Annotated in this window: 24 protein-coding genes; 17 read left to right on the top strand and 7 right to left on the bottom strand. The window is 63.0% G+C overall.

The genetic code is table 11. The annotated features are described in order from the left end of the window. Window positions 1-76 precede the first annotated feature (76 nt). On the bottom strand, window positions 77-952 hold the full coding sequence (locus ACFOSU_RS10970) for a hypothetical protein (protein ID WP_380689520.1): 876 nt from the start codon (window positions 950-952) through the stop codon (window positions 77-79). Window positions 953-1,495: 543 nt separating this feature from the next. Between ACFOSU_RS10970 and ACFOSU_RS10975 the strand changes: the two genes are divergently transcribed. Beyond that, window positions 1,496-2,866, top strand: coding sequence for a sigma-54 dependent transcriptional regulator (locus ACFOSU_RS10975; RefSeq protein WP_380689522.1), 1,371 nt, complete (start codon window positions 1,496-1,498; stop codon window positions 2,864-2,866). A gap of 45 nt (window positions 2,867-2,911) precedes the next feature. Then, on the top strand, window positions 2,912-4,027 hold the full coding sequence (locus ACFOSU_RS10980) for a hypothetical protein (RefSeq protein ID WP_380689524.1): 1,116 nt from the start codon (window positions 2,912-2,914) through the stop codon (window positions 4,025-4,027). A 158-nt stretch (window positions 4,028-4,185) separates the two neighbouring features. Here the strand turns inward: ACFOSU_RS10980 and ACFOSU_RS10985 are convergent, their stop codons facing one another. Together ACFOSU_RS10985 and ACFOSU_RS10990 are read right to left on the bottom strand one after the other, a co-directional pair. Then, window positions 4,186-5,754, bottom strand: coding sequence for a sodium:solute symporter family transporter (locus ACFOSU_RS10985; RefSeq protein ID WP_380689526.1), 1,569 nt, complete (start codon window positions 5,752-5,754; stop codon window positions 4,186-4,188). Window positions 5,755-5,774: 20 nt separating this feature from the next. Next, window positions 5,775-6,854 (bottom strand): GGDEF domain-containing protein, encoded by a 1,080-nt coding sequence (locus tag ACFOSU_RS10990; protein WP_380689528.1) that lies wholly within the window; start codon window positions 6,852-6,854, stop codon window positions 5,775-5,777. A gap of 230 nt (window positions 6,855-7,084) precedes the next feature. Between ACFOSU_RS10990 and ACFOSU_RS10995 the strand changes: the two genes are divergently transcribed. From ACFOSU_RS10995 to ACFOSU_RS11050, 12 genes are all read left to right on the top strand, one after another. Next, entirely contained in the window at window positions 7,085-7,534 is a 450-nt protein-coding gene (locus tag ACFOSU_RS10995) for a YaiI/YqxD family protein (protein ID WP_380689530.1), read from the top strand. Between the two features lie 156 nt (window positions 7,535-7,690). Beyond that, on the top strand, window positions 7,691-8,248 hold the full coding sequence (locus ACFOSU_RS11000) for a DUF421 domain-containing protein (protein ID WP_380689532.1): 558 nt from the start codon (window positions 7,691-7,693) through the stop codon (window positions 8,246-8,248). A 31-nt stretch (window positions 8,249-8,279) separates the two neighbouring features. Continuing rightward, window positions 8,280-9,278 carry a mechanosensitive ion channel family protein gene (locus ACFOSU_RS11005; RefSeq protein ID WP_380689534.1) on the top strand — a complete coding sequence of 333 codons (999 nt, stop codon included), beginning with the start codon at window positions 8,280-8,282 and terminating at the stop codon, window positions 9,276-9,278. Window positions 9,279-9,318: 40 nt separating this feature from the next. Beyond that, complete coding sequence (locus ACFOSU_RS11010) at window positions 9,319-9,789, top strand: nuclear transport factor 2 family protein (RefSeq protein WP_380689536.1); 471 nt, start codon at window positions 9,319-9,321, stop codon at window positions 9,787-9,789. A gap of 227 nt (window positions 9,790-10,016) precedes the next feature. Continuing rightward, window positions 10,017-11,003, top strand: coding sequence for a Bug family tripartite tricarboxylate transporter substrate binding protein (locus tag ACFOSU_RS11015; RefSeq protein WP_380689538.1), 987 nt, complete (start codon window positions 10,017-10,019; stop codon window positions 11,001-11,003). After that, the gene (locus ACFOSU_RS11020) at window positions 11,000-11,452 is read left to right on the top strand and encodes a tripartite tricarboxylate transporter TctB family protein (RefSeq protein WP_380689540.1); all 453 of its coding nucleotides are present in this window, start codon (window positions 11,000-11,002) and stop codon (window positions 11,450-11,452) included. The genes ACFOSU_RS11015 and ACFOSU_RS11020 overlap by 4 nt, the downstream gene beginning before the upstream one ends. Then, a complete protein-coding gene (locus ACFOSU_RS11025) occupies window positions 11,453-12,961 on the top strand; it encodes a tripartite tricarboxylate transporter permease (protein ID WP_380689542.1) in 1,509 nt (502 codons plus the stop codon). Window positions 12,962-13,036: 75 nt separating this feature from the next. Continuing rightward, window positions 13,037-13,666 carry a carbonic anhydrase gene (locus tag ACFOSU_RS11030; RefSeq protein WP_380689544.1) on the top strand — a complete coding sequence of 210 codons (630 nt, stop codon included), beginning with the start codon at window positions 13,037-13,039 and terminating at the stop codon, window positions 13,664-13,666. Window positions 13,667-13,691: 25 nt separating this feature from the next. Next, window positions 13,692-14,402, top strand: a complete 711-nt coding sequence (locus ACFOSU_RS11035; protein WP_380689546.1) for a haloacid dehalogenase type II — start codon at window positions 13,692-13,694, stop codon at window positions 14,400-14,402. Window positions 14,403-14,710: 308 nt separating this feature from the next. After that, the gene (locus ACFOSU_RS11040) at window positions 14,711-15,175 is read left to right on the top strand and encodes a DUF302 domain-containing protein (RefSeq protein WP_380689548.1); all 465 of its coding nucleotides are present in this window, start codon (window positions 14,711-14,713) and stop codon (window positions 15,173-15,175) included. A 65-nt stretch (window positions 15,176-15,240) separates the two neighbouring features. Further along, the gene (locus tag ACFOSU_RS11045) at window positions 15,241-15,840 is read left to right on the top strand and encodes a cysteine hydrolase family protein (protein ID WP_380689550.1); all 600 of its coding nucleotides are present in this window, start codon (window positions 15,241-15,243) and stop codon (window positions 15,838-15,840) included. Between the two features lie 118 nt (window positions 15,841-15,958). After that, window positions 15,959-16,609, top strand: coding sequence for a 2-hydroxychromene-2-carboxylate isomerase (locus tag ACFOSU_RS11050; protein WP_380689552.1), 651 nt, complete (start codon window positions 15,959-15,961; stop codon window positions 16,607-16,609). Window positions 16,610-16,662: 53 nt separating this feature from the next. On the opposite strand, the gene ACFOSU_RS11055 is transcribed toward ACFOSU_RS11050, so the two are convergent. Beyond that, window positions 16,663-17,790 (bottom strand): alanine--glyoxylate aminotransferase family protein, encoded by a 1,128-nt coding sequence (locus ACFOSU_RS11055; protein ID WP_380689554.1) that lies wholly within the window; start codon window positions 17,788-17,790, stop codon window positions 16,663-16,665. Between the two features lie 213 nt (window positions 17,791-18,003). Here ACFOSU_RS11055 and ACFOSU_RS11060 point away from each other — a divergent pair, with 213 nt between their 5' ends. After that, entirely contained in the window at window positions 18,004-18,576 is a 573-nt protein-coding gene (locus tag ACFOSU_RS11060; protein ID WP_380689556.1) for an acyl carrier protein phosphodiesterase, read from the top strand. Between the two features lie 123 nt (window positions 18,577-18,699). Here the strand turns inward: ACFOSU_RS11060 and ACFOSU_RS11065 are convergent, their stop codons facing one another. Both ACFOSU_RS11065 and ACFOSU_RS11070 read right to left on the bottom strand, forming a co-directional pair. Further along, the gene (locus ACFOSU_RS11065; RefSeq protein WP_380689558.1) at window positions 18,700-19,287 is read right to left on the bottom strand and encodes a hypothetical protein; all 588 of its coding nucleotides are present in this window, start codon (window positions 19,285-19,287) and stop codon (window positions 18,700-18,702) included. A 97-nt stretch (window positions 19,288-19,384) separates the two neighbouring features. Beyond that, the gene (locus ACFOSU_RS11070; RefSeq protein ID WP_380689560.1) at window positions 19,385-19,909 is read right to left on the bottom strand and encodes an invasion associated locus B family protein; all 525 of its coding nucleotides are present in this window, start codon (window positions 19,907-19,909) and stop codon (window positions 19,385-19,387) included. Window positions 19,910-20,480: 571 nt separating this feature from the next. Here ACFOSU_RS11070 and ACFOSU_RS11075 point away from each other — a divergent pair. Then, entirely contained in the window at window positions 20,481-21,851 is a 1,371-nt protein-coding gene (locus ACFOSU_RS11075; protein WP_380689562.1) for a GntP family permease, read from the top strand. Between the two features lie 34 nt (window positions 21,852-21,885). After that, window positions 21,886-22,455, top strand: coding sequence for a YdcF family protein (locus ACFOSU_RS11080; protein ID WP_380689564.1), 570 nt, complete (start codon window positions 21,886-21,888; stop codon window positions 22,453-22,455). A 17-nt stretch (window positions 22,456-22,472) separates the two neighbouring features. Here the strand turns inward: ACFOSU_RS11080 and hrpA are convergent, their stop codons facing one another. Further along, entirely contained in the window at window positions 22,473-26,396 is a 3,924-nt protein-coding gene (gene hrpA / locus ACFOSU_RS11085) for an ATP-dependent RNA helicase HrpA (protein ID WP_380689566.1), read from the bottom strand. Window positions 26,397-26,482 lie beyond the last annotated feature (86 nt).

Below are 26,482 nucleotides of genomic sequence, written 5' to 3' on the forward strand. Positions count from 1 at the left end.
GCGCCTCAAGTGGACCGGTACGGTCGCCTCGGCGACCGTACCGACCCGGTTCCCTTGCTAAGCCGTTCGACCGCGTTCAGCGGGCGACGTCGGCCTGCATGCTCACGCTCTGTTGCACGGTGCTGCCGATGCCGCTGTTCTGAGAGTACTGGGTAATACCTGCCGCATTGGCAAACGCGCTGCCGCCGGTCCGGTTGGCACCGGTCGTTACATCGTTGTCCGACGTATTGGGGGCAGCGGTCACATGCGTGCCGCTGGTGGTCGCAGACAGTTCGCTCAGGCTGACCGCGGCGTCCACATCGAAGTTGCCACTGTCGTTGGTGCTGCTGTCGTTGTTGCTGTTGTTGACCGAGCTGTTGCTGTTGTCGGAGTTGTCGGAGTTATCCGAGTTGTCGCTGTTATCGGAATTGTCCGAGTTATCCGAGTTGTCACTGTTGTCGTTGTTGCTGGCGGTCGTGGTCGTTGAGTTATCGCTGCTATCACTCGACGAGTTGTCGCTGCTGTCCGAATTGTCGGAGTTGTCGCTGTTGTCACTGCTGTCGTTGTTACTGGCAGTGGTGTTGGTCGAGTTGTTGCTGCTATCGCTCGACGAGTTGTCGCTGTTGTCCGAGCTGTCGCTGTTATCCGAGTTATCGCTGCTGTCGTTGTTACTGGCAGTGGTATTCGTCGAGTTGTTGCTGCTGTCGCTCGGGTTGCTCGAGTTGTCGCTGTTGTCGGTCGAGGTTGTCGAGTTGTCGCTGCTATCGCTCGTGGAGTTGTCGCTGCTGTCACTCGTCGAATTATCGCTGCTATCGCTGCTCGAATTATCGCTGGAGTCGTTGTTCTGGGTATATGTATTGGTATTGCCGTTGAACGAATCGCTCGACGCTGCCGATCCGTCACCGCTGACGTTGCGGTCGGCCCATGCCGGCGCGCTCAGCGCCATCGCCAGACCAACAATTGCTGTGTACATGCTCGCTTTCATTTTAAGTCTCCTGAGCTTTTGGTCCCATTATGTGTCCAATACAAGAAGAGTTCTCCTCTTCCCGGATTCAGGCATTCGTCGTGCCTGGCGCGACAACTCACAAGTTGCATGCCAATCCTTCAGGGACCGTTAGTTAGCCGCGCAGACTCACTCGTTACCCAGCCCGGAGGCGAATTTACGACCGTTTCGACGCGAAATATGTATACCTGGCGAAACACTTTCTTGAACCAAGAATCAGTCATGAGCGCCAAGATGTTAATTATTCAGGAAAACACTAAACGTCGAGAATTGTTAACTATGTGATACCGGGCAAGTCTCGAGTTATTGTTATCAATCCCTGATATAACGGTCTGGTGTGCCGCGTCGTTTCTTGAAAGCGTACTGCAGTTTATTTTTTGATCTTGTATGTATTGTTCATACGACGTTTTGACTATAAAACGGAACTTTCGATCTTGCTCGGGACCCGGTTATCGTGGTATTCAATAAGTGCGGCCAGCCACGGCTGGATCACGCATACGGGAGGGGGGCGAGATGGAGCAGCGCGAGATCGTTTGCCTAGACTGTGGCGGCCCAGTGCAGCGCGCCGCGTTTCTGCTCGAGGACCGGGGATGGCGACTGCACCATGCCAAATCCCCGGCCGAAGCCGAACGACTGGTCCGTGCGAGGCAGGCAAGCGTGGCTTTGGCCAGCTTCGGCCATCGCTTTACGCAGTGCTGCAGTGTCGATGCGCTCGAGGATCTGTTCGCCAAGACCGCGCCCAGCGCATGGGTCGCGCTGGTGGAGCGAGAACTCCTCGACGACCCGCGTCTGCCCTATCTCATCGCCAATTACTTTCGTGACTATCTGACCACGCCGCTTTCGGCCGAGCACCTCGGACACAGTGTCGGTCATGCATTCGGCATGGCCGCGATGGATATCGCCGCGTCCCCACGTTCGGCAGACGCGGATATGGAGAATCTGCCGCACGCCATGCTCGCGCGCAGCCCGGTGATGCGGGATGTCGTACGCAACCTGAAAAAATGCGCCCGCTCGGGCGCGCCGGTGACGATCACCGGCGAGAGCGGTACAGGCAAGGAACTGGCGGCATTGGCGATACACCGTCAGTCGTCGCAGAGCGACGGTCCCTTCATCGCCGTCAACTGCGGGGCGCTGCCGGCAAATCTGATTCAGTCAGAATTGTTCGGCTCTACTCGCGGGGCGTTCACTGGCGCCGACCGAGACAAGATCGGCCGTATCGAAGCTGCGCGCGGCGGTACGCTATTCCTCGACGAGATCGGCGATCTGTCGCTTGGGCTCCAGGTCAATCTGCTGAGGTTCCTGCAGGAAGGCGTGATCGAGAAAGTCGGCGCGCACCAGCCGATCGCGGTGGATACCCGCGTAATCGCAGCCACGCATCGGGATCTGGAAGATGCCGTCGAACAGGGTGAGTTCCGCCAGGATCTCTACTATCGCCTGAATGTGCTTCGAGCGCAGTTACCCGCTCTACGCGACCGGGGCGACGACGTGCTCGCGTTGGCCAATGCCTATCTGGTGCACTTCGCGCGCATGAATCGCAGCCGGGTGACCGGCTTCTCCCAGCAGGCTATCAACCTGATCAACAGCTATCACTGGCCCGGCAATATCCGCGAGCTGGTCAATCGGGTGCAGCGCGCGGTCGTCATGTCCGACCGGCGGTTGCTCACGCCGATTGATCTCGGCCTCGACCGGCGCTCTGCTCTGCGCGCGCCGAGAACCCTGGAACAAGCGCGCGGGGAGGCCGAAAAGGATGCGCTCAGTCGTTGTCTCTACCACTCCGGGCACAACATCGCGGAAACCGCGAGGAATCTGGGGGTATCGCGGCTGACGGTCTACCGATTGATCGAAAAGCATGGAATCAACGAGGGCGCCAGGCAGATTCAATAACCCTTGATCGGCTCTGGTGATTGGCTGGAAATCGAGGAACACAAAATGGCTAACAAGAACTACAACATTCGGGCCATAGGTGCGGCCCTTCCCGGCGTAATGGTCGCCTTGCTGATGAACGCGCCAAGCGTAGACGCACAGGCGAGCGGGCAGAACGTCGACAGCAGTACCCAGGCAGCGGACGGCGGTTTCAAGCCGACCTCCTATGACGACTCCGAGGACCCGGATGAACTGGCGACCGATGTCAGCCAGCTTTTCGACGATCGGGGCGTACTCACGCCCCGCCACGCCCTGGTCCTGGAACCGTCACTCGACCTGAGTTACTCGTCGGCGAATCGGGTCGCCATCGAGGGGTTCACCATCGTACCGGCGGTTGCGGTTGGCCTGGTCGACGTGCGTGAAGTGCGCCGCAGCGCGGTGACCGCGGCGGCGACCTTCCGCTATGGCATCACCAACCGGCTGGAGATCGAGACCCGCATTCCCTATGTCTATCGAAAGGATGAAGTGCGTTCACGGCAATTACTGGAGCCCAGTTCCGACGATGTGATCATCGATTCGGACGGCAACGGCCTGGGTGACATCGAGGCCGCCCTGCACTATCAGTTCAACATGCCCAGGAACGGCGGTGCCTACTATATCGGCAATCTGCGCGCCAAAAGCCGTACCGGCACGGATGTGTTCGAGGTCGATCGTGATCTGGTGCGCCAGGATGATCTCGTGGTCGGCGAGCGCCTGACGGAGCAACCCACCGGTTCCGGTTTCTGGTCGGTGGAGCCAAGCCTGACCATCGTCTACCCGAGCGACCCGGCGGTATTCTTCGGCAACGTGAGCTACACCTGGAACATGGAGCGCGACATCAACGACAGGATCGGCAAGGTCGATCCGGGTGATTTCGTGGGCTTCAATTTCGGCATGGGTTTCGGCGTCAACAACAACACCTCGTTCAGCCTCGGCTACGACCATACCGTGGTATTCGAAACCAAGCAGGAGGGTGTGGACAACGCCTCCGAATTCGATGAAATCCACGTGGGCCGATTCATGATCGGGTTTAACCAGCGGGTGGCGCACAACTCCAACATCAACTTCGCGCTGGCCATCGGCGTCACCGAGGACGCCCCGGATATTCAACTCACCTTCCGCAGCCCGATACGATTGTTCTGACCGTATCTATCCGGCCCTGCCAACGGATCGGCTCGCGGTTTGTGGAATCGCGGGCCGATTGCCTTGCTGCCCTCCAGCGGCGCCCAGCGCTGCGCCTGCATCCGCCATCTCGTGCATCGTCCAAATCAGGGCGTGGGAATACCGTGCAACAACCACGACTACGCGCCCAACAGCACTGGTAGCCACAGGCTGAATCCCAGGATCGCCATGAAGAACAGCAGCAGGACCGTGATGCTCGGCCAGTGCAGATCCAGCAACGGCGATGGCAACTCGACCGGAACACTGCGTGATCGCGTGACAGCACTGACAGCACCAGCCACGGCAAGCGTTGTCAGTGCACCCGTCACGTTCCACCAGAACCAGAACAGTTGTGGCACGGCAAGCCAGAGCAGGATATTCACGCTGACCCCGCTGATCAGACCGTAGTTGGCACCGATGCCGTTGATCCGGCGGATCATGATCGCGGCTATGAAGGTGGCCAGGATCGGCCCGAAAAATACCGAGCCGATCTTGTTGATCGCTTCGATGATCGTGGGCGCGATATGCCCGGTGAAGAATGCCAGCACGATGCACAGTCCGCCCCAGAACAGGGACGCCCGTTTGGACAGGCGCATGTACCGGACATCCGAGAGCTCGCGGCCGCGCGCGAACAGATCCTCTACCGATGCAGCTGACAGCGAGTTGATGGCGGAGCTGACCGACGACATGGCTGCCGAGAAGATCGCCACGATCAACAGCCCGGTCAGCCCGGCCGGCAGATAGTCGCGAATGAATATCGGCACCAGCAGATCGGGATTGTCGGCCGGGATCATGCGACCAAAGGCGGGATGGGCCGTGGCGAGCGTGCCCAGCACCAGCCCCATCACGCAATAGCACAGCGTGACCGGAAAGCGCAGCAGACCGTTGGCGAGTAATGTCTTTCGTGCCGTGCCCATGTCGCGTGCGGACAGAAGTCGCTGAGCCTGACTCTGATCGGCGCCGTAGTAAGACGCATACAGGAACAGGCCGCCCACGACCATCGGCCAGAACCCGAAACCGTTACCCCCGCCGAGCCCGTATTCGTGAAAATTGACCGCGGAAAGTCGCGCCGGATCCACCTGCTGCAGAAAAGCCTGCCAGCCACCAAGCCGCTGCAGGCCCACAACAAGGCACACCACCAGGCCGACCAGCAGCAGCCCCATCTGGATGGCGTCGCCGTAGACCACCGCTTTCATACCGCCCTGATAGCAGTATATGAGCGTTACCAACCCGATTACGACGATGGTCAGCCACAGCGGCAGACCGAGGGCATAGGTCAGAATCAGAGCGACGGCATAGATCATCACGCTGGTCGCGAACGCGCGCGAGAACTGAAAGACCAGACTCAGCAGCACGCGGGTTGTGCCCCCGAAGCGGCGCTCCAGAAACGCGTAGATGCTCACCACGCCAGCGGCATAAAGGGTTGGAAAAAAACAGACGATCAGAAAGATCATCGCCAGCGGTACGGCGAACTCGTAGGTCAGCCAGATTAGCCCCCCGCCCTGCTTGAGCCCGACGAACGCCGGGGCAGAAATGAAGCTGGCAGACGATAGCTGGGTTGCGGCAGCCGACAGGGCCAGCGGAAACCAGCCGAACGACTTGTCGCCGAGAAAGAACTGCTGGCCGTCATCGTGGCTTTTCAGGCGATAGCCGAGCCACAGGAATCCGGCCAGATACAGCACGATCACCAGCACGTCGAGCCATGTCATCGGTCCAGCTTCCGCGCCGATCAGGCTGCCGGCATCGCAGCTTGCGACGAGGCCCCGTCATCGGGCACCGTGGTGATCACCCGGTTTCGACCGTTGTTCTTGCCTTCGTAGAGTCGCTGATCGGCAGTCGCGAAAAGCGTCTTGAAATCGTGGCCGTCGACGCCGATTTCGGCCATGCCGATAGTCATCGATAGCGGGATCGCGAACCCTTCGTAGCGAAAATGGCAGGTAGCCAGGGTTTCGCGCAGGTCGTCGGCGACCTCGAAGGCCTGCTCACCCTGGGTGTTTCCAAGCACGATACCGAATTCTTCGCCACCGATCCGGCAGGCCACATCGGTCGCGCGCAGGCGGCGCCGGAAAACGTCGGCCACGAATCGCAGGGCCATGTCCCCGGCGTCGTGGCCGTGGCTGTCGTTGATCCTCTTGAAATAGTCGAGATCGATGACGAGGATGCACATCGGCGTCGCATCCCGAAGAAAGCGATGACACTCGTGATCGAACACATCACGAAAGCGAATTCTGTTGGCAAGGCCTGTCAGCGGGTCGAAGAACGCCATGCCGCGCAACCGGTTTTCGGTACGCTCACGACTGATCTCGTAGACATGGGAAAACCCGGACACACAGAGCGCGCAGAACACCATGTCGGCGACCGCGAGCATGTTGAGCAGTTCCGGGGTCGCCCAATACTTCCAGACGAAGATTGCCGCCGACGCAAGCAGAAAGAACACCGTCACCCACAGCCCTGTCCATCGCCCCAGCAACAGATGCGACAGAATGGGAATCAGCAGCGCCCATACGAAGATTACGGGCGACGTCAGCGGCGTGGTGAAGGCATATAACAGGCAGCCGAACAACATCAGCAGAAAGAGCAGAATCCAGCGGCAGATGTTCGCGCTGCGAGGCACGAGAAACATCAATACGCCCGCAAACAGCACCATCGAGGCTTCGACCAGAGACAGGATCGTGTTCCCTGCCGCGTAGTTGAGCAGCACGAACACGATGCCGCAGCCGACCGTGAGCCCGAGCAGGGTCATCAGCACGGCGCGTCGATGTGGCGGAACCTCACCCGACGCGAAATCCTGGCGGCTGTATTGCGTCATGAAGCAGCCTTTGTCCGACACCCATTCCATCTCGCCAGGCAAGCGGTCCGAAAGCCTTGTCAGACAGTCATTGCGCCATGCCCCCTTAGCTCGGCGCTTCAAAACAAGTATAGGTCGTTTTGGCGATGCGCGCCTTGCGCCACAATCGCGTTATTCTGCGCCCCCCGATTCGAGAATCGCATCGCGCCGCGAATGATTCGCCTGGCGCGACTGCAACGGTTGGAAACGAGATGCAGATATGGGTCGACGCGGACGCCTGCCCGGGCGTCATCAAGGTCATTCTGTTCAAGGCGGCCAAACGCACGGGGGCGTTGCTCACGCTGGTGGCCAACCAGCCGCTGCAGGTGCCACGCGTGCCCAATATCAGCGCGGTTCAGGTATCGGCGGGCTTTGACGTGGCCGACAACGAGATCGTCAAACGCCTGGCACCGGGAGACCTGGTCATCACCGCCGATATCCCGCTGGCGGCCGAAATAATCGAGAAAGGGGGGCAGGCGCTGAGCCCGCGCGGCGAGATGTTCTCCCCCGACGATATTGCGGGGCGCCTGACCATGCGTGACTTCATGGACACCATGCGTGGCAGCGGAATCCACACCGGTGGGCCACCGCCGCTCGGCGATCGCGACCGCCAGACCTTCGCCAACGCCCTCGATCGTTGGCTGGCGCGCGCCGCACGCTAGGACTCGCTTGCCCCGACGCCGATCGCCGAGATTCTCCGGCGATCGTCGCGACACGCGCGATTACCAGTTGCGCCGATAGGATAATGTGACGGTATCAATCGTCGGCCTGCACGGCATGGCTCGGCGCGTATCGACAGCTATAGCCGGAGTAACTGAATGAACTGGAACTGGATTGCGGCAAGCGGCTCGTCGCTGATCATGGTGCTGATATCCGGGCTCGGTATCTATATCGCGCTGATGTTGTTCACCCGTATCGCGGGATTGCGCAGTTTCTCGAAAATGTCGAGCTTCGACTTCGCGATCACCATCGCATTCGGGTCGGTTATTGCATCGACGCTCATGGCCGAGTCGCCGCCTTTGGCGACCGGGGTCTTCGCACTGGCCGTGCTGTATACAATTCAGTACGCCGTTTCGCGGGCGCGCCGAGCGTCGCCGCTGGTGGAACGCGTGGTGGATAATGAACCGCTCGTCGTGATGGTCGGCCCGGATGTTCTGTCCGCCAATCTTGACGAGGCCCGGATGACGCTGGGAGATCTCAAATCCAAGCTGCGCATGGCCGGCGTCACCCACCGCGATCAGGTCCTGGTGGTGGTGATGGAATCTACCGGCGATGTGTCGGTGCTCAAACGCGTCGATCGCGTCGACCCCTGGCTGTTCGATCAGGTGCGTGGCGCCGAGACGCTATTGGCCGAGATCGATGCGACGCCGGCATAAACCAAACAGGGCAATAGCAGGAGATATCTGAATGGCCGATCCGGTAACCGACGTTCCCCAGCAGGTTGATTTGAATTTGGGCATGGCCCTGCAACGCATCGACAGCTGGCTCGATGGCGGCGTCCGGCTGTTGCCCAATATCGCGGTCGCGATCGTGTTGATGATCGTCTTCTTCGGGCTCGCCCTGCTTGCCCGGCGCATGGTGATCGGCACGGCCACGCGGCGTCAGCGCGATAATCTAGGCGATGTGCTCGGCGGGTTCGTGAAATGGGCGGTGCTGCTGACCGGGTTCCTGCTCGCGGTCACCGTTGTGGTGCCGACTCTGCATCCGGGCGATATCATTGCCGGCCTCGGCGTGAGTTCGATCGCCATCGGCTTTGCCTTCAAGGATATCCTGCAGAACTGGCTGGCCGGGCTGCTGATTCTCCTGCGCCAGCCGTTCGAGGTTCGGGATCAGATCGAGGTCAACGGCTACGAGGGCACGGTCGAACGCATCGAGACGCGCGCCACCATCATCCGCACCTACGACGGTCAGGTCGCCGTCATTCCCAACAGCGATATCTATACCAACGCGGTTCTGGTCAAGACAGCCCACGAGAAACGCCGCAGCCAGTACGATATCGGCGTGGGCTACGGCGACAACGTCGACGAGGCCTGCGAGATCATCCGCCAGGCCATATTGCGCGTTGCCGACGTGGAGGCTGATCCAGCCCCCGAAGCACTGCCCTGGGATCTGGCCGCCAGCTGGGTGACGATCCGGGCGCGCTGGTGGACCAATAGCCGTCGAGCCGACGTGGTGAAGGTGCATTCCCAGGTCATCCGGGAGATGAAACAGGCGCTGGACGACGCGCATATCGATATGCCGTACGACACCAAGGTGCATCTGTTTCACGATCAGACCGAAGCATACGACGGCGACCGCGCCAATCAACGCGAAGGCTGGCCTTCGCCGGCGCAGGGTGAAACCCCGGCTCCCCGCTGGCGTGCCGAAGCCGAGCAGCGGACGCCGGCGAGCAACGGCGACGCATAGAAATGGAACACTCGCCAGAACCCACACGAGGAGATTCGCCGTGACCCGGAAACCACCGCTGCCACCCTTCGATTTGGAAACCGCCACGCAGAAAGTGCGACTGGCCGAAAACGCCTGGAACAGCCGCGACCCCGAAAAAGTGGCACTGGCCTACACGCCGGACAGCGTCTGGCGCAACCGCGCCGAATTCTTCAGCGGCCGTGAGGCGATCGTCGAGTTCCTGACCCGCAAATGGGAAAAAGAAAAGGAATATCGGCTGATCAAGGAGCTCTGGGCTTTCCACGAAAACCATATTGCGGTGCGGTTCCAGTACGAGTGGCACGACGCTTCGGGCCAGTGGTATCGCGCCCACGGCAACGAACAATGGGCCTTCGACGACAACGGCCTGATGATGCGTCGCGAAGCCAGCATCAACGATGTGGCCATCGATGCGGCCGAGCGCCGTTTTCACTGGCCCGAGGGCGAGGCGCGGCCGGACGATCACCCGGGCCTGAGCGAACTCGGCCTCTGACGCAGTGACCCAGGATTTGTCACCGTCGGGAGCGACACAGTGACCGTATGCTCGACTAAGACTTTGGTCGCGTAACCGGCCAAGTCGTTGACCCGGCTCGGTCAGGAGCCTAATTTGCCCATCTGATCCATATGCGGTGGGCGCGTTTCCCACTTCTGCCCTTCGTGTCACGGCGCGCAACGAAAAAACAGAATCCGGAGTCGTCCTCAATGCCTCGAGACCGAACCATGGCGATACGAAGCGCACTCTTCGCGGGCACCGCCGCGCTATTGATGCTGAGCAGTTCTCTGGCGCTCGCCTTCGAGCCTTCCGGCAAGGTCGATTGCCTCGCCCCGGCGGACCCGGGCGGCGGTTGGGATTTCACCTGCCGCAGTGTCGGCGACGCATTGCAGAAGCTGGGGCTGGTGCCACGCGGCGTACAGACCACCAACATGGCCGGCGCCGGCGGCGGCGTGGCCTATGCGCACACCGTCAGCAAGCGCTCCACCGATGACCAGCTGCTGGTCGCCGCGTCGACGGCCACCACGACCCGTTTGGCCCAGAAACAGTTTCGCAATCTCACCGTCGACCAGGTGAACTGGGTCGGCACCGTGGGCGCGGATTACGGCATCATCGGGGTGGCGAAGGATTCCAAGTACAAGGATCTGCCGTCGTTGCTCAACGCGCTCAAGGGCCATCCGCGAGCGGTTAAGTTCGCCGGCGGCAGCGCCAAGGGGGGCTGGGATCATCTCAAGGTGCTGATGGCGGCCCGCGCGGCCGGCGTCGGCAAACTGCCCAAAATCCCCTATCTGTATTACAACAACGGCGGCGAAGCGCTGATCCAGGTCATCGGTGGACATGTAGATGCCTTTACAGGCGACATCATCGAAGCGAAGGGCTTCGTCGAATCGGGCGATCTGCGGGTGCTTGCTGTCTTCTCCAAGGAGCGCCTGCCGGGCGATCTGTCGAGTATTCCGACCGCGCGCGAACAGGGCCTCGACGTCATCGCCCCGAACTGGCGCGGTTTCTACACACCCAAGGATATTCCCGACGACGCCAAGCAATACTGGCGCCAGGCGATCGACAAGCTCTATGCCAGCGATGACTGGAAGCAGGTAATGAAGAGTAATGGCCTGATGCCGTTCCATATGAGCGGCGACGAATTCGACGCCTTCGTGCACCAGCAGGTCAAGGACATTGCCGATCTGTCGACCGAAATCGGGCTGATCAAATGAAGCTGAACGACCGCGTGTTCGGGATCGCCATGCTGGTGCTGGCGGTAGCCTATGGCGCGGCCGCGACCCGCTTTCCCGAGCCGTTCGGCGGCAGCGAGATGGTGGGTCCCGACACATTTCCGCTGATACTCGCCGTGGTCCTCGCCGGCTGTAGCCTCTACCTTATTTCCCGACCCGACCCGGACAATCCCTGGCCGTCCGCGCGCACCGGCATGGAACTCGTGCTCGCGGTGATCGTGCTCATCGCCTACACCGCGCTGCTGGTGCCGCTGGGATTCATCATCGCCACCGCGCTCGCGGTGGGTACACTGAGCTGGCGTATGGGGGCACCGGCGTGGCGTGCTTATCTGACCGGATTGATCGCCGGCGTGGTCGTGTTCTTTCTGTTTACCCTTGCGCTGGACCTACCGCTGCCGACCGGCCCACTCGGCGTGCTCGAGGAATTCTAGATGGAAACACTGAACTTTCTCATCGCGGGTTTTGGCGTCGCCCTGGCGCCCTACAACCTCATGTTCGCGCTGATCGGTGCGTTTCTGGGCACGCTCATCGGTGCCCTGCCCGGTCTCGGGCCGGCGAACGGCGTGGCGATCCTCATTCCCCTGGCCTTTACCCTGGGCCTGCCGCCCGAGACCGCATTGATCATGCTGACGTCGGTCTATGCCGGGGCCATGTATGGCGGTCGGATATCGTCGATCCTGCTCAATATTCCGGGTGACGAACCGGCGATGATGACCTGTCTCGACGGCTATCCCATGGCCCAGAAGGGCAAGGCCGCCGAAGCGCTCGCCATCTCGGCGGTGGCGTCGTTTGTCGGCAGCCTGCTGGGTACGATCGGCCTGATCATGCTCGCTCCGCTGCTCGCGAAGTTCGCCCTCACCTTCGGCCCCGCCGAGTACTTCGCCCTGTTCGCGCTCGCCTTTGCCACGCTCGGCGGCATCACCGGCAAGAACCCGGTCAAGACGATCATGGCCGCGGCCATCGGCCTGATCATCGCCACCGTCGGCATCGACAGCACCGGCACCCAGCGCTACACCTTCGGCGTGCTCGAACTCTACGAAGGCATCGATTTCATCATCGCCATTGTCGGCCTGTTCGCGATCTCCGAGCTGCTGTTCTTCATCGAGGATCACGCCAAGGGCCTCAAGCAGGCGGTGACGGTGAACAAGCTGCAGATATCCTGGCGCGAGATCGTCGCCATTCTGCCGACCTCACTGCGCGGCGGGGCGATGGGTTTCGTGGCCGGCGTACTGCCCGGCGCCGGCGCATCGCTGGGCAGTTTCATCAGCTACACGCTGGAAAAGAAGATCGTCGGCGCCAAAGGGGATTTCGGCGAGGGCGATCCGCGCGGCGTCGCGGCGCCCGAAGCGGGCAACAACGGTGCGTCTTCCGGCGCCCTCGTGCCGATGCTCACGCTGGGCGTGCCGGGCAGTGGCACGACCGCGGTACTGCTGGCCCTGCTCATCTCGCTGAACATCACCCCCAGACCCTTGATGTTCACTCAGAACGCGGACGTGGTCTGGGGTGTGATCGCGGCCCTGCTCGTGGCCAACTTCCTGCTGCTGATCCTCAACATTCCGCTCGTCGGCATCTTCGTCAAGCTGCTGTCGGTACCGCAGACCTATCTGCTGCCGATCGTGACCATGGTCGCGTTCGTGGGTATCTACTCGATCAGCAACTCGGCCTTCGATCTGTATTTCATGATCGCCTTCGGCGTCGCCGGCTATCTGTTTCGCAAACTCGATATTCCGCTGGTGCCCGTTATTCTCGGGCTGCTCCTGGGGCCGGCCATGGAACAGAATCTGCGCCATGCGCTGGAACTGTCCGACGGGAGTTGGGCAACGCTCGTGGGTACACCCCTGGCGATCGGCCTGTGGCTGTTCGCCGCCGTGGGTCTGCTGCTGCCGTATGTCCTTGGCCCCCTGTTGCGCCGCCGCATGCGCCGTCCCGACCCCGGCTAAGACTGACCACGTGCTGGACGCGCTGCGGTAACGCTATACTCGCTTTTCAATCAAGAACAATGGATCAAGGCACAGATGATTTCGGCGCAAGAAACGATCGAGCGGCTCAAGACCGGTAACCGGGAATTCGTCGACAATATCCAGAACAGCGACACGCTGACGCGACACGCACGACCGGCAGAGCTTGTTCAGGAGCAGGCGCCGGTTGCCATCATTCTCGGCTGCTCGGATGCACGCGTGCCCGCCGAGATCGTGTTCAACCAGGGCCTGGGCGATCTGTTCGTGATTCGGGTCGCGGGCAATATCGTGTCGCCCTCGCAGATCGGCAGCGTGGAGTTCGCGGCCGCCAAGTTCGGCACGCCGCTGGTCGTGGTGCTTGGACATACCCAATGCGGCGCGGTCACCACCACTCTGGAAGAACTCCAGCAGCCGACCGAGAATCAATCCCGTAATCTGCGCACCATCGTCGACCGCGTGCGGCCGTCCGTGGAAGAATTGCTGCTTACCGATCTGCGCCACGATCACAAAGCGTTGATCAAGGCAGCTGTACGCGCCAACGTGGCCAAATCGGTGGCCCAGCTGCGGCGCGGCTCGGATATTCTCGAAGGTCTGATCAGCGACGGTACGTTGATGATCGTCGGCGCTGAATATGCCATCGAAACCGGCCAGGTCGAGTTCCTGGACGAGGTGGTCGCGACGGCCTAGGCCCCCTATTCGGTTAACTTGAACCATGCCCAACGACACGACTACCCTGCCCCGTATTCTTGCCTTCGACGTATTCGGCACCGTCGTCGATTGGCATGGCAGCATCGTGCGAGAAGTCGATGCACTCGGCCTGGGCGTCGACGCCGTTGTCTTTGCACGCGACTGGCGGGCCGGTTACAAACCGGCAATGGCACGTGTGATGTCCGGCGAACTGGGCTGGATGCGTATCGATGCGCTGCACCGGATTATCCTCGAGGAGGTGCTGTCCAAGCACGGGGTAACCTCACTCGACGATACGGCCAAGGACGATCTCAACCGGGCCTGGCACCGTCTCGACCCCTGGCCGGACACGGTCGCGGCACTCACGCGGCTCAAGACCCGTTTCATGCTGTGCACGCTCTCCAACGGGAATATCGGCCTGCTCGCCGATATGGCCAAGCGCGCCGGCCTGCCCTGGGACTGTGTTCTCTCCGCCGAGGTGTTTCACAAATACAAGCCGGATCCCGGCACGTATCTGGGCGTCGCCGATGTATTCGATGCGGCGCCGAATGACGTCATGCTGGTCGCCGCTCACCAGAGCGATCTGGATGCGGCCCGTGACTGCGGCCTGCGCTGCGCCTACATCGAACGCATCGACGAGTTCGGTGCCGATGCGCCCAAGGACATCAGCGGCGATGCGCGCAACAACTTCCACGCGCGTGACCTGGCGGATCTGGCCGACCAGTTGAACTGCTGATCCGGCCCGCCGAGCGCGTCGCGCGATTACCGATAGGCCGGCTCGGCCAGGCGATGCCTGGCCAGCCGTCGGCGCTCATATTGTTGCCTGTAAACAGCAGTGATTCCAGCGCATTGCTGGCGATTGCGGCGTTTTCAGAACCCACCGGCCACCGGCTTTGCCCGGCGCGCATTTACCGCGTAATCTCGGTTTTCGACCCGCGATGGGGCATCGTCTCCGGTGCGCATGCGCATGCATACGGGCGGCGGCGTCACGCATCGATGCGAACCCCGTTCTCGTGTGTGCAACAAAAAAAAGGAAAACCAATAATGAAACGTATTCTAATCGCCTTGTCCGCCTTGCTGCTGATCGCCAGCTACGGCGCGGCCGTTGCAGCGGACGGCATGATTCAGGTCAAAAGCCCCTACAGCCCCGATGAGACCGTGCAGCGCTTCGTCGAGACAGCAAAGAGCAAGGGCCTCAAGATATTCACTACCGTCGATCACGCCGAGGGCGCCGCGGGTGTCGATCTCGAACTGCGCCCGACCACGGTGGTGATCTTCGGCAATCCCAAGGCCGGTACGCCGTTCATGCAGTGCGCACAGACCGTTGGCATCGATCTGCCGATGAAAGCGCTGATCTGGCAGGACGCCGACGACCAGGTCTGGCTGGGTTACAACGACCCGGCGTACATCGCCAAGCGTCATGAGGTCGAGGACTGTCCTGCCGTGACGCCGATCGGCAAGGCACTTTCCGCTCTTGCCCAAGCCACGGTCGCCCCTGAAACGGATTAGAAGCCGGACACAAAGCAAAAAGAACACCGCAAGAGCGCTCCCCCTACCCGACGAGGACGATTCGAATGACTCAAGCATCCAAGACCCTGCGTGAAGTCTCCGGCCTGAGCGACGCGCCGCCCGCGCTCGCCGATTCCGCGCTTATTCTCATTGATTGCCAGAACACCTACCGCGAGGGCGTCATGCAACTGGTGGGCGTCGAGCCGGCACTCAAGCGCGCGCAGAAACTGCTCGAACGCGCCCGCGGTGCCGGCATCCCCGTGTTCCATATCCAGCACGATGCCGGTGAAGGCTCGCCCTACGACCTGAAGACGCGGCTCGGCGCGATCGCCGACGAGGTGGCGCCCGCCGAGGGCGAGTCGGTGATTACCAAGACGCATCCGAATTCGTTCGTCGACACCGACCTGCATGACCAGCTGCAGAAGGCCGGCGTCAACAATCTCGTGCTGGGCGGTTTCATGACCCATATGTGCGTCAACTCCACGGCGCGCGGCGCATTCAACCACGGCTATGCGCCCACGATCGTAGCGGCGGCCACCGCTACCCGCGATCTCGATCGTGGCGGTCACCGCGTCAAGGCCCAGGATCTGCACGAGGCCAGTCTGGTCAGCGTGGCGGATCTGTTCGGCGTCGTCGTGGACGACGTGGACAACCTGCCGGGCTGATGAACAAAGGCGTGACCCGCGGGTCGATCCGCTGCGAACTCGTCGCGGGTGGGCCTGTTTCGCTCCGCGGTGCATCAACAACAGCCGCCGACGATCGCTCGAACACATGGAAGCCGGCATGACGACCGCTGATGCGCCCGCGACGGACGAAATCGACTGGTATTTCGATTTCGTCTCACCGTTTTCTTATATCGCCCTGCATCGATTGCGCGAGCTGCAGCCGCTGTCGATGATCCGGCCGCGACCGGTGCTTCTGGCCGGCCTGCTCAAGCACTGGGGACAACTGGGCCCCGCCGAACTGCCGACCAAACGCCGCTGGACCTATCGCATGGCGGACTGGCAGGCACAGCAGGCTGGCCTGACGCTTCGCTTCCCCGCCGTACACCCGTTCAATCCGTTGCCTTATCTGCGGCTGGCGATCGCGGCCGGCGGCGACTGGGACAGCATCCACCTCATCTTCGACCAGCTGTGGACGACCACGGCGGATCCCGGTTCGGCAGAGACGCAGCACGAGCTGGCGGCACGACTCGACGTGGATCCGGCGGCCGCCGACGCCGACTGGGTCAAACACTCGTTGCGCGAGACCACCGACGAAGCCGCGAACAAAGGTGTATTCGGGGTGCCGAGTCTGGTCATCGGCGATGAACTGTTCTGGGGCGCCGACGCGATCGACTTCGCGGCCGCCTATCTAGCTGATCGGCGATTGTTCGAACAGCCGGAATTCAAGCGCCTGGACACGCTCCCCGTGGGCGTCAGACGCCAATCCTAGAGCCGCGCGCCCGTGATGCACCATTCACCGGCCGGCGCTACCTCGGCGGTTACCTAGCCGATCCGGTTCAGACCCTGTTCGAAGCGCTGCACGGCTTCGTCCACTTTTTGCAACTTGTCCAGGCCGAACAGACCCACGCGGAAAGAGCGGAAATCCTCGCCCTCGTCACACATCAGCGGCACGCCCGCGGCGATCTGGACGCCGGCCTGGGCAAAGCGCTGGCCCGACTGGATCTGCGCGTCGCGGGTATAGCTGACGACCACGCCGGAGGCCTGAAAGCCCTCGGCGGCCACGCTCGGGAAGCCGCGTCCCTCGAGCAGCGCGCGAACGCGTCGGCCGAGTTCGAGCTGGCGTTGGCGCGCGGTATCGAAACCGAGAGCTCGCGTTTCATGCATCATCTCGAGCAGACGCACAAGCCCATCGGTGGGCATGGTGGCGTGATAGGCGTGACCGCCGGCCTCGAATTTCTCGATGATCTCGAGCCATTTGCGCAGATCGCAGGCATAGCTGGAACTGGTGGTCGACTCGATCCGGTCGCGGGCACGCGCGCTGAGCATCACCATCGCGCAGCACGGCGAGGCACTCCAGCCTTTCTGCGGCGCGCTGATCAGCACGTCAACGGCGCAGGCCTGCATATCCACCCAGTCCGTGCCCGAAGCGATGCAGTCGAGTACGAACAGGCCACCGACCTCGTGTACCGCATCGCCCACGGCGCGCAGGTAGTCGGCCGGCAGAAGCATACCGGCCGATGTCTCCGTATGCGGGGCGAAAACCACGGCGGGCTTGTTACTGCGAATCCGCTCGACCACCTCGTCAATGGGCGCCGGCGCAAACGGGGCCTGTGTCCCGTCGCCCGTGCGCCGAGCTTTCATCACGATCGACTCGGACGGGATCGATCCCATCGCCAGGATCTGCGTCCAGCGATAGCTGAACCAGCCATTGCGAATAATCATGACCTTGCGGCCGCTGGCGAACTGACGAGCCACGGCTTCCATGCCGAAGGTCCCGCTGCCGGGCACGATCACGCTCGTGGGCGCGTTGTAGACCTGCTTCAGAACGCCCGAGATGTCGTTGAGCACGTGCTGAAAACGTGCCGACATGTGATTGAGCGCACGGTCGGTATAAACGACCGAGTATTCAAGCAAACCGTCCGGGTCGACCTGCGACCATGAATCCTGCATATCCCGCTCCGACACCTGCCGATCGATGAGGCGCTACTTTGGCATAAAAGGCACACCGCGTGGGCTTGCCGGACAATCCGAATGCATCTCTTGCCGGACAATCCGAATGCATCTTTGGGGACAGGCGCAACAGGGCTATCATGGGCGGCTTATGATTTTTCCGATTCCCTCCCGCGCGACGCGCCCGGCTCCCGCCACCCATGCGGCGAGCCGATGAATCTACTCGCGCATTTCTATCTCGCGCAGTGCAGCGGCACCTCCTATGCGGGACAGGTGCTGGGCGACGTGGTCAAGGGGCGACTCGACGATCGCTACTCGGCGGCGATCAGCCAAGGCATCCGCCTGCATCGGCATATCGATCGCTTCAGTGACGATCATGCGAATCATCTCGCGTTACGCAACCGCTTCGAGCCGCCGCTGCGGCGCTATGCCGGCATCCTCGTGGATATCGGTTTCGATTTCAGTCTGGCGCGCGCGTGGCCAGCCTACTCAGATCAGTCGCTGGCGACGTTCGCCAGTCAGACCGAACAACGGGTGCGCGCGGAATGGCCGGATGCGGCGCCGTTCGACAACAGCCGAATGCAGGGGCTGGCCGGTATTCTTGCCGGCTACGACAAACCCGAGGGACTGCAGCGCGCGCTCGACTCCGTGGCCCGGCGCCTGCGGCGTGCCAATCCGGTCTCGGACGCGCTGCCGGAACTGCTAATGCAGCGCGATGCCTTCGACGACGCGTTGCCCGCACTATTGTCCGACCTGGAACATCTGGTGATGACCCACACGGATTGACGCCGCATTCGATGTCACCTGTCGCGGTCTTGCGGGGGTCGGGTTTCCACCGGGGAAAAAGTCTAAGCGCTCCCTCTGGGTCGCCCCCGCGTATTCATGGTGCCGGGACGGCACGAATCGGAACTAGCCGCGATCCTTGTGCAGACGGGCCGCGACATCGATTTCGCGCATGTCGCGGATTTTCGGCTTCTCGATCTCCCGACCGATATGACGCGCCACGAAGCGCCGCAACTCGCCGTCCACATCCGCGACCACGTCGAGCACCGACGCGCGCAGGCCCTGCGCCTCGACGTCGACATCCACGTCCTTCTCGGTCGGCGCGGGCACATCGATAAATATCTTGAGCGGCGCGCGCGCCATGGCCGTCAACGTCAGATGAGCGCCCAACTCGCCGTCGAAGCGGTGATCGTGGCCCGCCAGACGCACGACCAGTTGCAGGCGAATCGGGATGGTGACCGCAAAGCGCACCCGTTTCCCCGGTACGCGCTCGACCCGCGGTGCGCCGACCTCGCCGGTCGCCGATATGCTGGCCAGCCCCGCCGGGCCCGCCTTGCGTGGCCCGAAGTCGATCGCGTTGCCGGCCAGGTTCGACAACGCGTTCTCCACGCGTTCACGGGTGACCGACTGTTCGAAGAATTCGCGTCCGAACGCTTCATACGAATAATCGGCTGAAGCACGCGCGTCGCGCTTTGATTCGTGATCAGCACTCATGCGGACTCCTGGAGAGCGAGGCTACGTGCGTCATCGCCATCGCACGAATACGGGCACGCCTGTGCGTGTGCCCGTGCCCGTTCCCAGAAAACCGGTATCAGCCGCGGATCGCGTTGTCGGCGTCGGTGAAACCCTGCAACGAGACCTTCAGGTCGATACGCTGACCACGGGGGCCGATGAGGCTGACCGTGGCGTTGCTGCCCGACCGCAGGCGGTTGCGCAGCGCGTCGTTGACCGGAAAATCCGCGCGACAGCCCTGCTCGAGACAGATCTGGAACGGAAAGGTATCCGGCTTGCCGCCATCGACGGTCAACTGCACACCCGGTGCCAGGCGCGTGCCCAGCGGCAGGATGAAGATCATCGCCGCGGACTGAATCTCCGGCGGATATCCCATCACGACACGCAGTATCGGCTTGCCGCTGTCCGGACTGTTGACCAACTGGGTCATCTCACAGCCGCCCTTGCCGCTGTCCTTCGGGCAACGCACCTCCCAGTCCTTGTAGGTCTGGAGGTTGACGTCGTCGCGCGAGGATTGCTGCGATTGTGCCAGTGCCGGCATAGCCGTCATGGACACGAATACCAGCGCGAACGCGGCCAGACCTGATACGAAACGATGCGACATGCTTGCCTACCCCCAGACTATGGATTTACGACACTTTACTAGACATGACGCCAGGATTGGGCTGTTATCGACAGATTGCGCCTGCGCGGCTGCAGTCGCGCCGACGGCTCACGTCACTCGATATTCATCGCATAGCGCTGGCGCGCGTTCCTGGCGCTCCGCCATTCGCGCCAACCAGTCCGCGCGAATAACACAGCGTCGCGTAGTAAATGGCTTGCGCCGGTAGCGAACGGCGCGTTTTTCCAAGCGTGCGTTGGCCACCCCGCGCGCGTCCCGACTCGGAATGAAACTCCAGAGCAGGCGCTTGGGCGCCGAGGGATCATCGACATTCCGGACGGGCGCTGGATCGCCGATCTGGCCTTGCGGGTCAGAGCGAGCAGCGCTGATAGGCTCGCCTGGCGGAAAGTTCACGCCGCAGACAAACGCAGCGGGGGTGGCCACGCCGTGCAGGCGTGAAGCCGGCGCCGGGTTGCCGGCTCGCAGCGTCGCTCACTGGGTCATATTGCGTTGCGCGAGCAGGCAAGCGACCATCGACGCGTGCCGTCCTGCCTGCAATCGATGAGTTGGCCCCATGCTCTACACACTGATCCTGCTCGCCCTGATCGCCTTCATCGTATTCGCCACCTCCGGGCTCAAGCTGCACCCGTTCATCGTGCTGCTGTTCAGCGCGCTCGCCGGCGGTATCGCCTATGGCGTGCCGCCGATGGACGTGGTCGATGCCATCGGCAGTGGTTTCGGCAGTATTCTCGGCAGCATCGGCCTGGTGATCGTGCTCGGCACCATCATCGGCGTGATTCTGGAAAAGACCGGCGCTGCGCTGACCATGGCGGAAACCATCATCCGCCTGGTGGGCCAGCGTTTTCCGACCCTGACCATGTCACTGATCGGCTATCTCGTGTCGATTCCGGTGTTCTGCGACAGCGGCTACGTGATTCTCAACTCGCTCAAGAACGCGGTCGCCGCGCGCATGAATGTCTCGGTCACGGCGATGAGCGTGGCCCTGGCCACCGGCCTGTACGCCACCCACACCTTCGTGCCGCCGACCCCCGGCCCGATCGCGGCCGCCGGCAATCTGGGGCTCGGAGACAATCTGGGGCTGCTGATCGGTCTCGGTGCGATCGTGGCCCTGATCACCGCCCTCGCCGGCATGCTCTGGGCAAACCGTTTTCTCGGCCTCGACGACGCCGATGCCGGCCTGCTGACCGACAGCGGGCAGGCGCTGGACGCCGAGGACGCGTTTGCGGCTTTTCGCGACGAGCACGGCGAACTGCCCGGCGTCGTGGGCGCGTTTGCGCCCATCTTCGTGCCGATCGCGCTGATCTGTCTCGGTTCACTCGCTGCATTTCCCTCGGCGCCCCTGGGCGCGGGCGTTCTCGCCGGCGTGCTCGGTTTCTTCGGTAATCCGCTGATCGCGCTCAGTGTCGGCGTGCTGTGCGCCTTTCTGCTCATCCGCGGCGAGCGGCGCATGGAAACGTTTTCCGAACGCGTCGCCGGCGGCATTACGGCCGCCGCGCCGATCCTGCTGATCACCGGTGCCGGCGGCGCCTTCGGCGCGGTGCTCAAGGCCACGCCGCTGGCGGACTTCCTCGGCCAGACCTTGTCGACGCTCGGCATCGGCATCTTCATGCCGTTCGTGGTGGCGGCCGCGCTCAAGACGGCTCAGGGTTCGTCTACGGTGGCGCTGGTGGCGACATCGGCGCTGGTCGCCCCGTTGCTCGGTGATATCGGTCTCGACAGCGAGGTCGGCCGCACGCTGTGTGTGCTCGCCATCGGTGCCGGCGCGATGACGGTGTCGCACGCCAACGACAGCTTCTTCTGGGTCGTCTCGCAGTTCAGCCGTATGCCGGTGGCGCTGGCCTACCGGGCTCAGACCGTGGCCACGCTCATCCAGGGCGTGGTGGGCATTCTCGTGGTGTGGGTCATGAGCCTCATCTTGCTTTGAGTGCGCGCGGGCACGCGGCGCCAAGCGGCGGCCGATGAGGTTTCGTCCTGCCTGTCTGGGGCTCGGCCTGGCGGCGCTTGTTGTGGTGATGATTGTCGGGGCCTTCGGCGTGCTTGACTACGCACGCATTGGTCGTGTGCCCGCGCCCTGCGACCCGGGTACACGATCGTCGGCCGATGTCGCCCTGGTGCTGGGTGGCGGCCCGCACTATCGACGCACGCGTCGTGGCGTGGCTTTATTCGATGCCGGCCGGGTGCGTCGCCTCGCGGTCTCGGGCGACGCGCGATCTGCGCGGCACATGGCGGCCGAGGCAGAACGCAGTGGGGTGCCGGCTGCTGCCATCGCCACTGAGGCGCGCTCGCTGTCCACCTACGACAACTTTCGCTACAGCTGTCGCCTACCCGCGTTGGCCGCGGCCAAACGGATCGCCATCGTCACCGACCAGTTCCATGCATACCGCGCCTACCTGACGGCGAAACGCCAATGTAATGGCCCGGTTTTCTGCAGCGCGCCTGTGCGCTCGCCCACGTCCGCCGCTCGACGCTTCAGCGAGACCCTGAAGCTGTTGGGGTATCAGCTGCTGGGCCGCGCTGACTGGTGGTAGCACAGGCGCACCTGTGATCAGCAGTCGGCGAGCGCTGTGTCCAGCCGCTTGGCCGACACCTTGATCGCGGTGCCGAGTGGCTGGGCAAAGACCTGCACGCGATATTCCTCGACCATCCAGCGCAGGGCGATCAGCGATTCGGCGGACTCGCCGCGTCTCACCGCGCGTTCGGCGCGCTGTTTGTAGGCCTGCCAGTACGGCGTGATCTGCCGCATGCGAGCGCGATCCGCGGCCGCGCCCTCGCGGGCGAGCTTGTCCAGGCGCTGCTCGATCGCGGCGAGGTAGCGATCGAGATGGCGCGCCTGCGCTGTTGAACCGAACTGCGCGTGTATGAATCCGGCGTAGAGCAGATGCGCAAGCTGGTCGTTGATATCGTCTATCGCGGCCATCCAGTCCAGGCCGATGTTCTTGTTCAGACGCTTGCGTACCGAAGTCCAGCGCGCGAGCGCCGGCCGCAGGCCGGACCACAGCGCCACCGCATCCGCCATGAGCCGGCTCCGGGTTGTTTCCACCAGCGCGTCGAAGGACTGCCCGGTGCGCGGCAAGGCCTCGAGATAACCATCGATGAGCGCGGTGAGCAGGTCGGCCAACAACGCCGGCTCGGGATCCATCGCAATGCTGGTTTGAAAGCCGGCATCGGTCAGAGCGGTTTCCGGCGCGGCCGCAAGCGGCACCAGCGCCAGCTGCTTGAAACCCTGCAGGTCGCGCTTGACCAGCCGGCACTGCTTTGCCGCAGCCATACGCAACAGGCGGATGACGCCGAGTCGATGCGCGCCGGCGGCGGTCGCGGGGTTATCGATGACCTCGAGATCGACGCTGTCGCCGCGATCGATCAACGCCGGCACTGCCTGCACCCGCACCCCGGCGTGGCGTAACTCGATCGTTTCCGGCAGATCCGACGCCGGCCACTCGGTCAGACCCCGCTGAGTCAGGGCGTCATCCGCGGCGCCGGCTACAGCGGCGCGCGCCTTATCGGCCAGCTGTGTGCGCAGCGCGTCCAGATCGCGCCCCGTGGCAAGCACTTCGCCTGCATCGTCGACGATCTCGAAACGCATGCGCAGATGCGTGCTCGGGGTGAAATCGTCCCACGCGTCGGCCGGTATGGTCAGCCCTGTCATGGCATGAATCGCATCGCGCAACGCGCGCTCGGGATCACCGCTGCCGAATTCGGCGCGCTCGGCGGCGGCGCGGGCGAAATCGGGTACCGGTACCACCGAGCGGCGCAGGCTCTTGGGCAACGCCTTGAGGTATTCCCGGTACTTTTCCTCGAGCAGGCCCGGCACCAGCCAGTCGGCGCGCTCGCCGGACATCTGATTGAGCGCGGCCAGCGGCACCCGGGCCGTCACCCCGTCGCGCTCGGTACCCGGTTCGAAGGCGTAATCCAGCGCCACTGGCAGATCGCCCAGACGCAGCGTCTCCGGATAGGCCGCTTCCGGCAGGTCCACCCCGGCGTGACGCAGCAGCGTCTCCTCGTCGAAGTGCAGCGCCGCGTCGTCGTTGTCCTTGAGCCATTTTTGCAGGGTCTTGCGGTCTCGTACCCCGGCCGGCAGCGCGGCGTCGTAGAAACGTTCCTGCGTGGTGTCGTCCACGAGCAGGTCGCGGCGGCGAAATCGTGCCTCCTGGGCGGCGATGTCTTCGACGATGGCCTGGTTGTAGGCAAGAAATTCCGGCAGCCGGCCGCGCGCATCGGAAACCGCGAATGCCACCAGCCCGTCGCGGATGAAGATCTCGCGGGCCAGCTCCGGCTCGATACGGCCGAAATCGACCTTGCGGCCATCCGCCAGCGTAAGCCCGAACAGTTTGACGCGTTCGAGGGCGGCGACCTGGCCGCGACGTTTTTCCCAGTGCGGATCGTAGTGTTCACGCGCGACCAGATGCGCCCCGGCCTGTTCGATCCATTTCGGATCGACGCCGGCCACGGTATGCGCGAACAGACGACTGGTATCCAGCAGCTCGCCGGCGACCAGCCACCTGGGATTCTTCTTCGCCACTCCCGAGCCGGGAAATATCCGGAAGCGGCGTCCGCGCGCGCCCAGATATTCGCCCTTCTCGTCCAGCAGCCCGACGTGATCGAGCAGGCCCGGAAGCAGCGCCTGATGCAGTGCGGCGAAATCCACTTCGGCCAGGTAGCCTTTGCTCTGCGCGTTGGCAAGGCCCAGGTCGTGGCCGACGCGACGCAACTGGCGCGCGAGGTCTTCCCATTCGCGCATGCGCATGAAATTGACGAAGCGGTCCCGACACCAGCGACGCAGCTGGCTGTTTGAGCACAGACGTTTGGCCGCGCCGAAGGCATCCCAGAGCTTGAGCAGGCTGACGAAATCCGAGCGAAGGTCGGCGAACTCCCGCTGTGCCTGGTCGGCCGCTTCGCGTTGTCCTGCCGGGCGCTCGCGCGGCTCCTGAATGGTCAGCCCGGCCGCGAGCACACGCATGGCGGTGGGCACTCCGAATGCATCGCCGGCGATCAGCATGCGCCCGATACGCGGATCCAGCGGCAAGCGTGCGAGTTGATGCCCTAGCTTGGTGATACGGCCGTCGGCCAGTGCCTGCAGTTGCGCCAGCAGATTGCGGCCATCGTTGATATAGCGCCGCTCGGGTGGGTCGATGAAATCGAAATCCTCGATCTCGCCCAGACGCAGCTCCGCCATCGTCAGCAAAACACTCGCGAGATTGGTACGCCGTATTTCCGGATCGGTAAACGCGGGGCGATTGTTGTAATCGTCCTCGTCGAACAGGCGGATACAGATACCCGGCGCCACGCGGCCGCAGCGTCCGGCGCGCTGATTGCAGCTGGCCTGGGATACCGGCTCGATCGGCAGGCGCTGGACCTTGGCCGAGGTCGAATAGCGACTGATCCGCGCCAGCCCCGTGTCGATCACATAACGAATGCCCGGCACGGTCAGCGATGTCTCGGCAACGTTGGTGGACAGCACCACCCGGCGGCCGTTACTCGGCGAGAAGATGCGGTTCTGCGCCGAGCGCGTCAGGCGCGCATACAACGGCACGACTTCGGCCTGGTGCTTGCCGCCGGCGAGTGCCTTGGACAGATGTCGCTCGCAGTCGCGGATATCGCGCTCGCCGGGCAGGAACACCAGGATATCGCCCGAGCCCTCGCGCCACAGCTCGCGCACGCCAGTCTCCACCGCGTCGGGTACGTCGGTGCTCTCCTCCAGCGGTCGGTAGCGCACCGTGACGGGAAAACCGCGCCCTTCCACATTGATCACGGGGGCGTCGTCGAAGAACCGGGCAAAACGGTCGGGATCGATCGTCGCCGAGGTGACCACCACTTTCAGCTCCGGCCGGCGTGGCAGCAGCCGCTTGAGATAACCCATCAGGAAATCGACGTTGAGGGTGCGCTCATGGGCCTCGTCGATGATGATCGCTTCGTAGCGGTTGAGGAAGCGATCGCGGGCGGTTTCGGCGAGCAGGATGCCGTCCGTCATCAGCTTGATCTGAGTGGCATCGCTCAAGCGTTTCTCGAAACGGGTCTGAAAACCCACGAGATCGCCGAATTCCGTACCCAGTTCTTCGGCGATGCGCTGGCCGACGCTACGTGCGGCCAGCCGGCGCGGCTGGGTATGGCCGATCAGCCCGCGCGCGCCCAGTCCTGCCTGCATGAGAATCTTGGGCAGCTGCGTGGTCTTGCCCGAGCCGGTTTCGCCGCATACGACCACGACCTGATGCGCGGCGACCGCGTCGGCGATCTCATCCGCGCGCGCGCTGACCGGCAGGCCCTCCGCCAGGGTGATGTCGCCCTGCGCCTCGCGCCGAGCCCTCGTGATCGCGGTACTCGCGTCAATCTTGTCCTGGACGGCAGCCCGTGCGGCCGGATCGCGCGACCTCGCCTGTTCACGCGCCAGGCGGTGGCGAGCGACGCTCTGTACGTCGGCAAGCGGGTCATTGCTGGCTTCCTGCGCTCGCGGATCGCGGCTAGTTGGGGTCATGAATTATCAAAAATAGAGTCTGCGTTGCCCGTGGATGCACCGTTGCGCCCGGAACCGGCGCCCACGGCCGGCCCGATTTTGACAGA

It is taken from the genome of Salinisphaera aquimarina, from assembly GCF_042643355.1.
Taxonomy (GTDB): domain Bacteria; phylum Pseudomonadota; class Gammaproteobacteria; order Nevskiales; family Salinisphaeraceae; genus Salinisphaera; species Salinisphaera aquimarina.

Coding starts and splice junctions, on each gene's coding strand:
- ACFOSU_RS10970 (WP_380689520.1), bottom strand. CDS start 952: ATGTACACAGCAATTGTTGGTCTGGCGATGGCGCTGAGCGCGCCGGCA.
- ACFOSU_RS10975 (WP_380689522.1), top strand. CDS start 1,496: ATGGAGCAGCGCGAGATCGTTTGCCTAGACTGTGGCGGCCCAGTGCAG.
- ACFOSU_RS10980 (WP_380689524.1), top strand. CDS start 2,912: ATGGCTAACAAGAACTACAACATTCGGGCCATAGGTGCGGCCCTTCCC.
- ACFOSU_RS10985 (WP_380689526.1), bottom strand. CDS start 5,754: ATGACATGGCTCGACGTGCTGGTGATCGTGCTGTATCTGGCCGGATTC.
- ACFOSU_RS10990 (WP_380689528.1), bottom strand. CDS start 6,854: ATGACGCAATACAGCCGCCAGGATTTCGCGTCGGGTGAGGTTCCGCCA.
- ACFOSU_RS10995 (WP_380689530.1), top strand. CDS start 7,085: ATGCAGATATGGGTCGACGCGGACGCCTGCCCGGGCGTCATCAAGGTC.
- ACFOSU_RS11000 (WP_380689532.1), top strand. CDS start 7,691: ATGAACTGGAACTGGATTGCGGCAAGCGGCTCGTCGCTGATCATGGTG.
- ACFOSU_RS11005 (WP_380689534.1), top strand. CDS start 8,280: ATGGCCGATCCGGTAACCGACGTTCCCCAGCAGGTTGATTTGAATTTG.
- ACFOSU_RS11015 (WP_380689538.1), top strand. CDS start 10,017: ATGGCGATACGAAGCGCACTCTTCGCGGGCACCGCCGCGCTATTGATG.
- ACFOSU_RS11020 (WP_380689540.1), top strand. CDS start 11,000: ATGAAGCTGAACGACCGCGTGTTCGGGATCGCCATGCTGGTGCTGGCG.
- ACFOSU_RS11025 (WP_380689542.1), top strand. CDS start 11,453: ATGGAAACACTGAACTTTCTCATCGCGGGTTTTGGCGTCGCCCTGGCG.
- ACFOSU_RS11030 (WP_380689544.1), top strand. CDS start 13,037: ATGATTTCGGCGCAAGAAACGATCGAGCGGCTCAAGACCGGTAACCGG.
- ACFOSU_RS11035 (WP_380689546.1), top strand. CDS start 13,692: ATGCCCAACGACACGACTACCCTGCCCCGTATTCTTGCCTTCGACGTA.
- ACFOSU_RS11040 (WP_380689548.1), top strand. CDS start 14,711: ATGAAACGTATTCTAATCGCCTTGTCCGCCTTGCTGCTGATCGCCAGC.
- ACFOSU_RS11045 (WP_380689550.1), top strand. CDS start 15,241: ATGACTCAAGCATCCAAGACCCTGCGTGAAGTCTCCGGCCTGAGCGAC.
- ACFOSU_RS11050 (WP_380689552.1), top strand. CDS start 15,959: ATGACGACCGCTGATGCGCCCGCGACGGACGAAATCGACTGGTATTTC.
- ACFOSU_RS11055 (WP_380689554.1), bottom strand. CDS start 17,790: ATGCAGGATTCATGGTCGCAGGTCGACCCGGACGGTTTGCTTGAATAC.
- ACFOSU_RS11060 (WP_380689556.1), top strand. CDS start 18,004: ATGAATCTACTCGCGCATTTCTATCTCGCGCAGTGCAGCGGCACCTCC.
- ACFOSU_RS11065 (WP_380689558.1), bottom strand. CDS start 19,287: ATGAGTGCTGATCACGAATCAAAGCGCGACGCGCGTGCTTCAGCCGAT.
- ACFOSU_RS11070 (WP_380689560.1), bottom strand. CDS start 19,909: ATGTCGCATCGTTTCGTATCAGGTCTGGCCGCGTTCGCGCTGGTATTC.
- ACFOSU_RS11075 (WP_380689562.1), top strand. CDS start 20,481: ATGCTCTACACACTGATCCTGCTCGCCCTGATCGCCTTCATCGTATTC.
- ACFOSU_RS11080 (WP_380689564.1), top strand. CDS start 21,886: ATGAGGTTTCGTCCTGCCTGTCTGGGGCTCGGCCTGGCGGCGCTTGTT.
- hrpA (WP_380689566.1), bottom strand. CDS start 26,396: ATGACCCCAACTAGCCGCGATCCGCGAGCGCAGGAAGCCAGCAATGAC.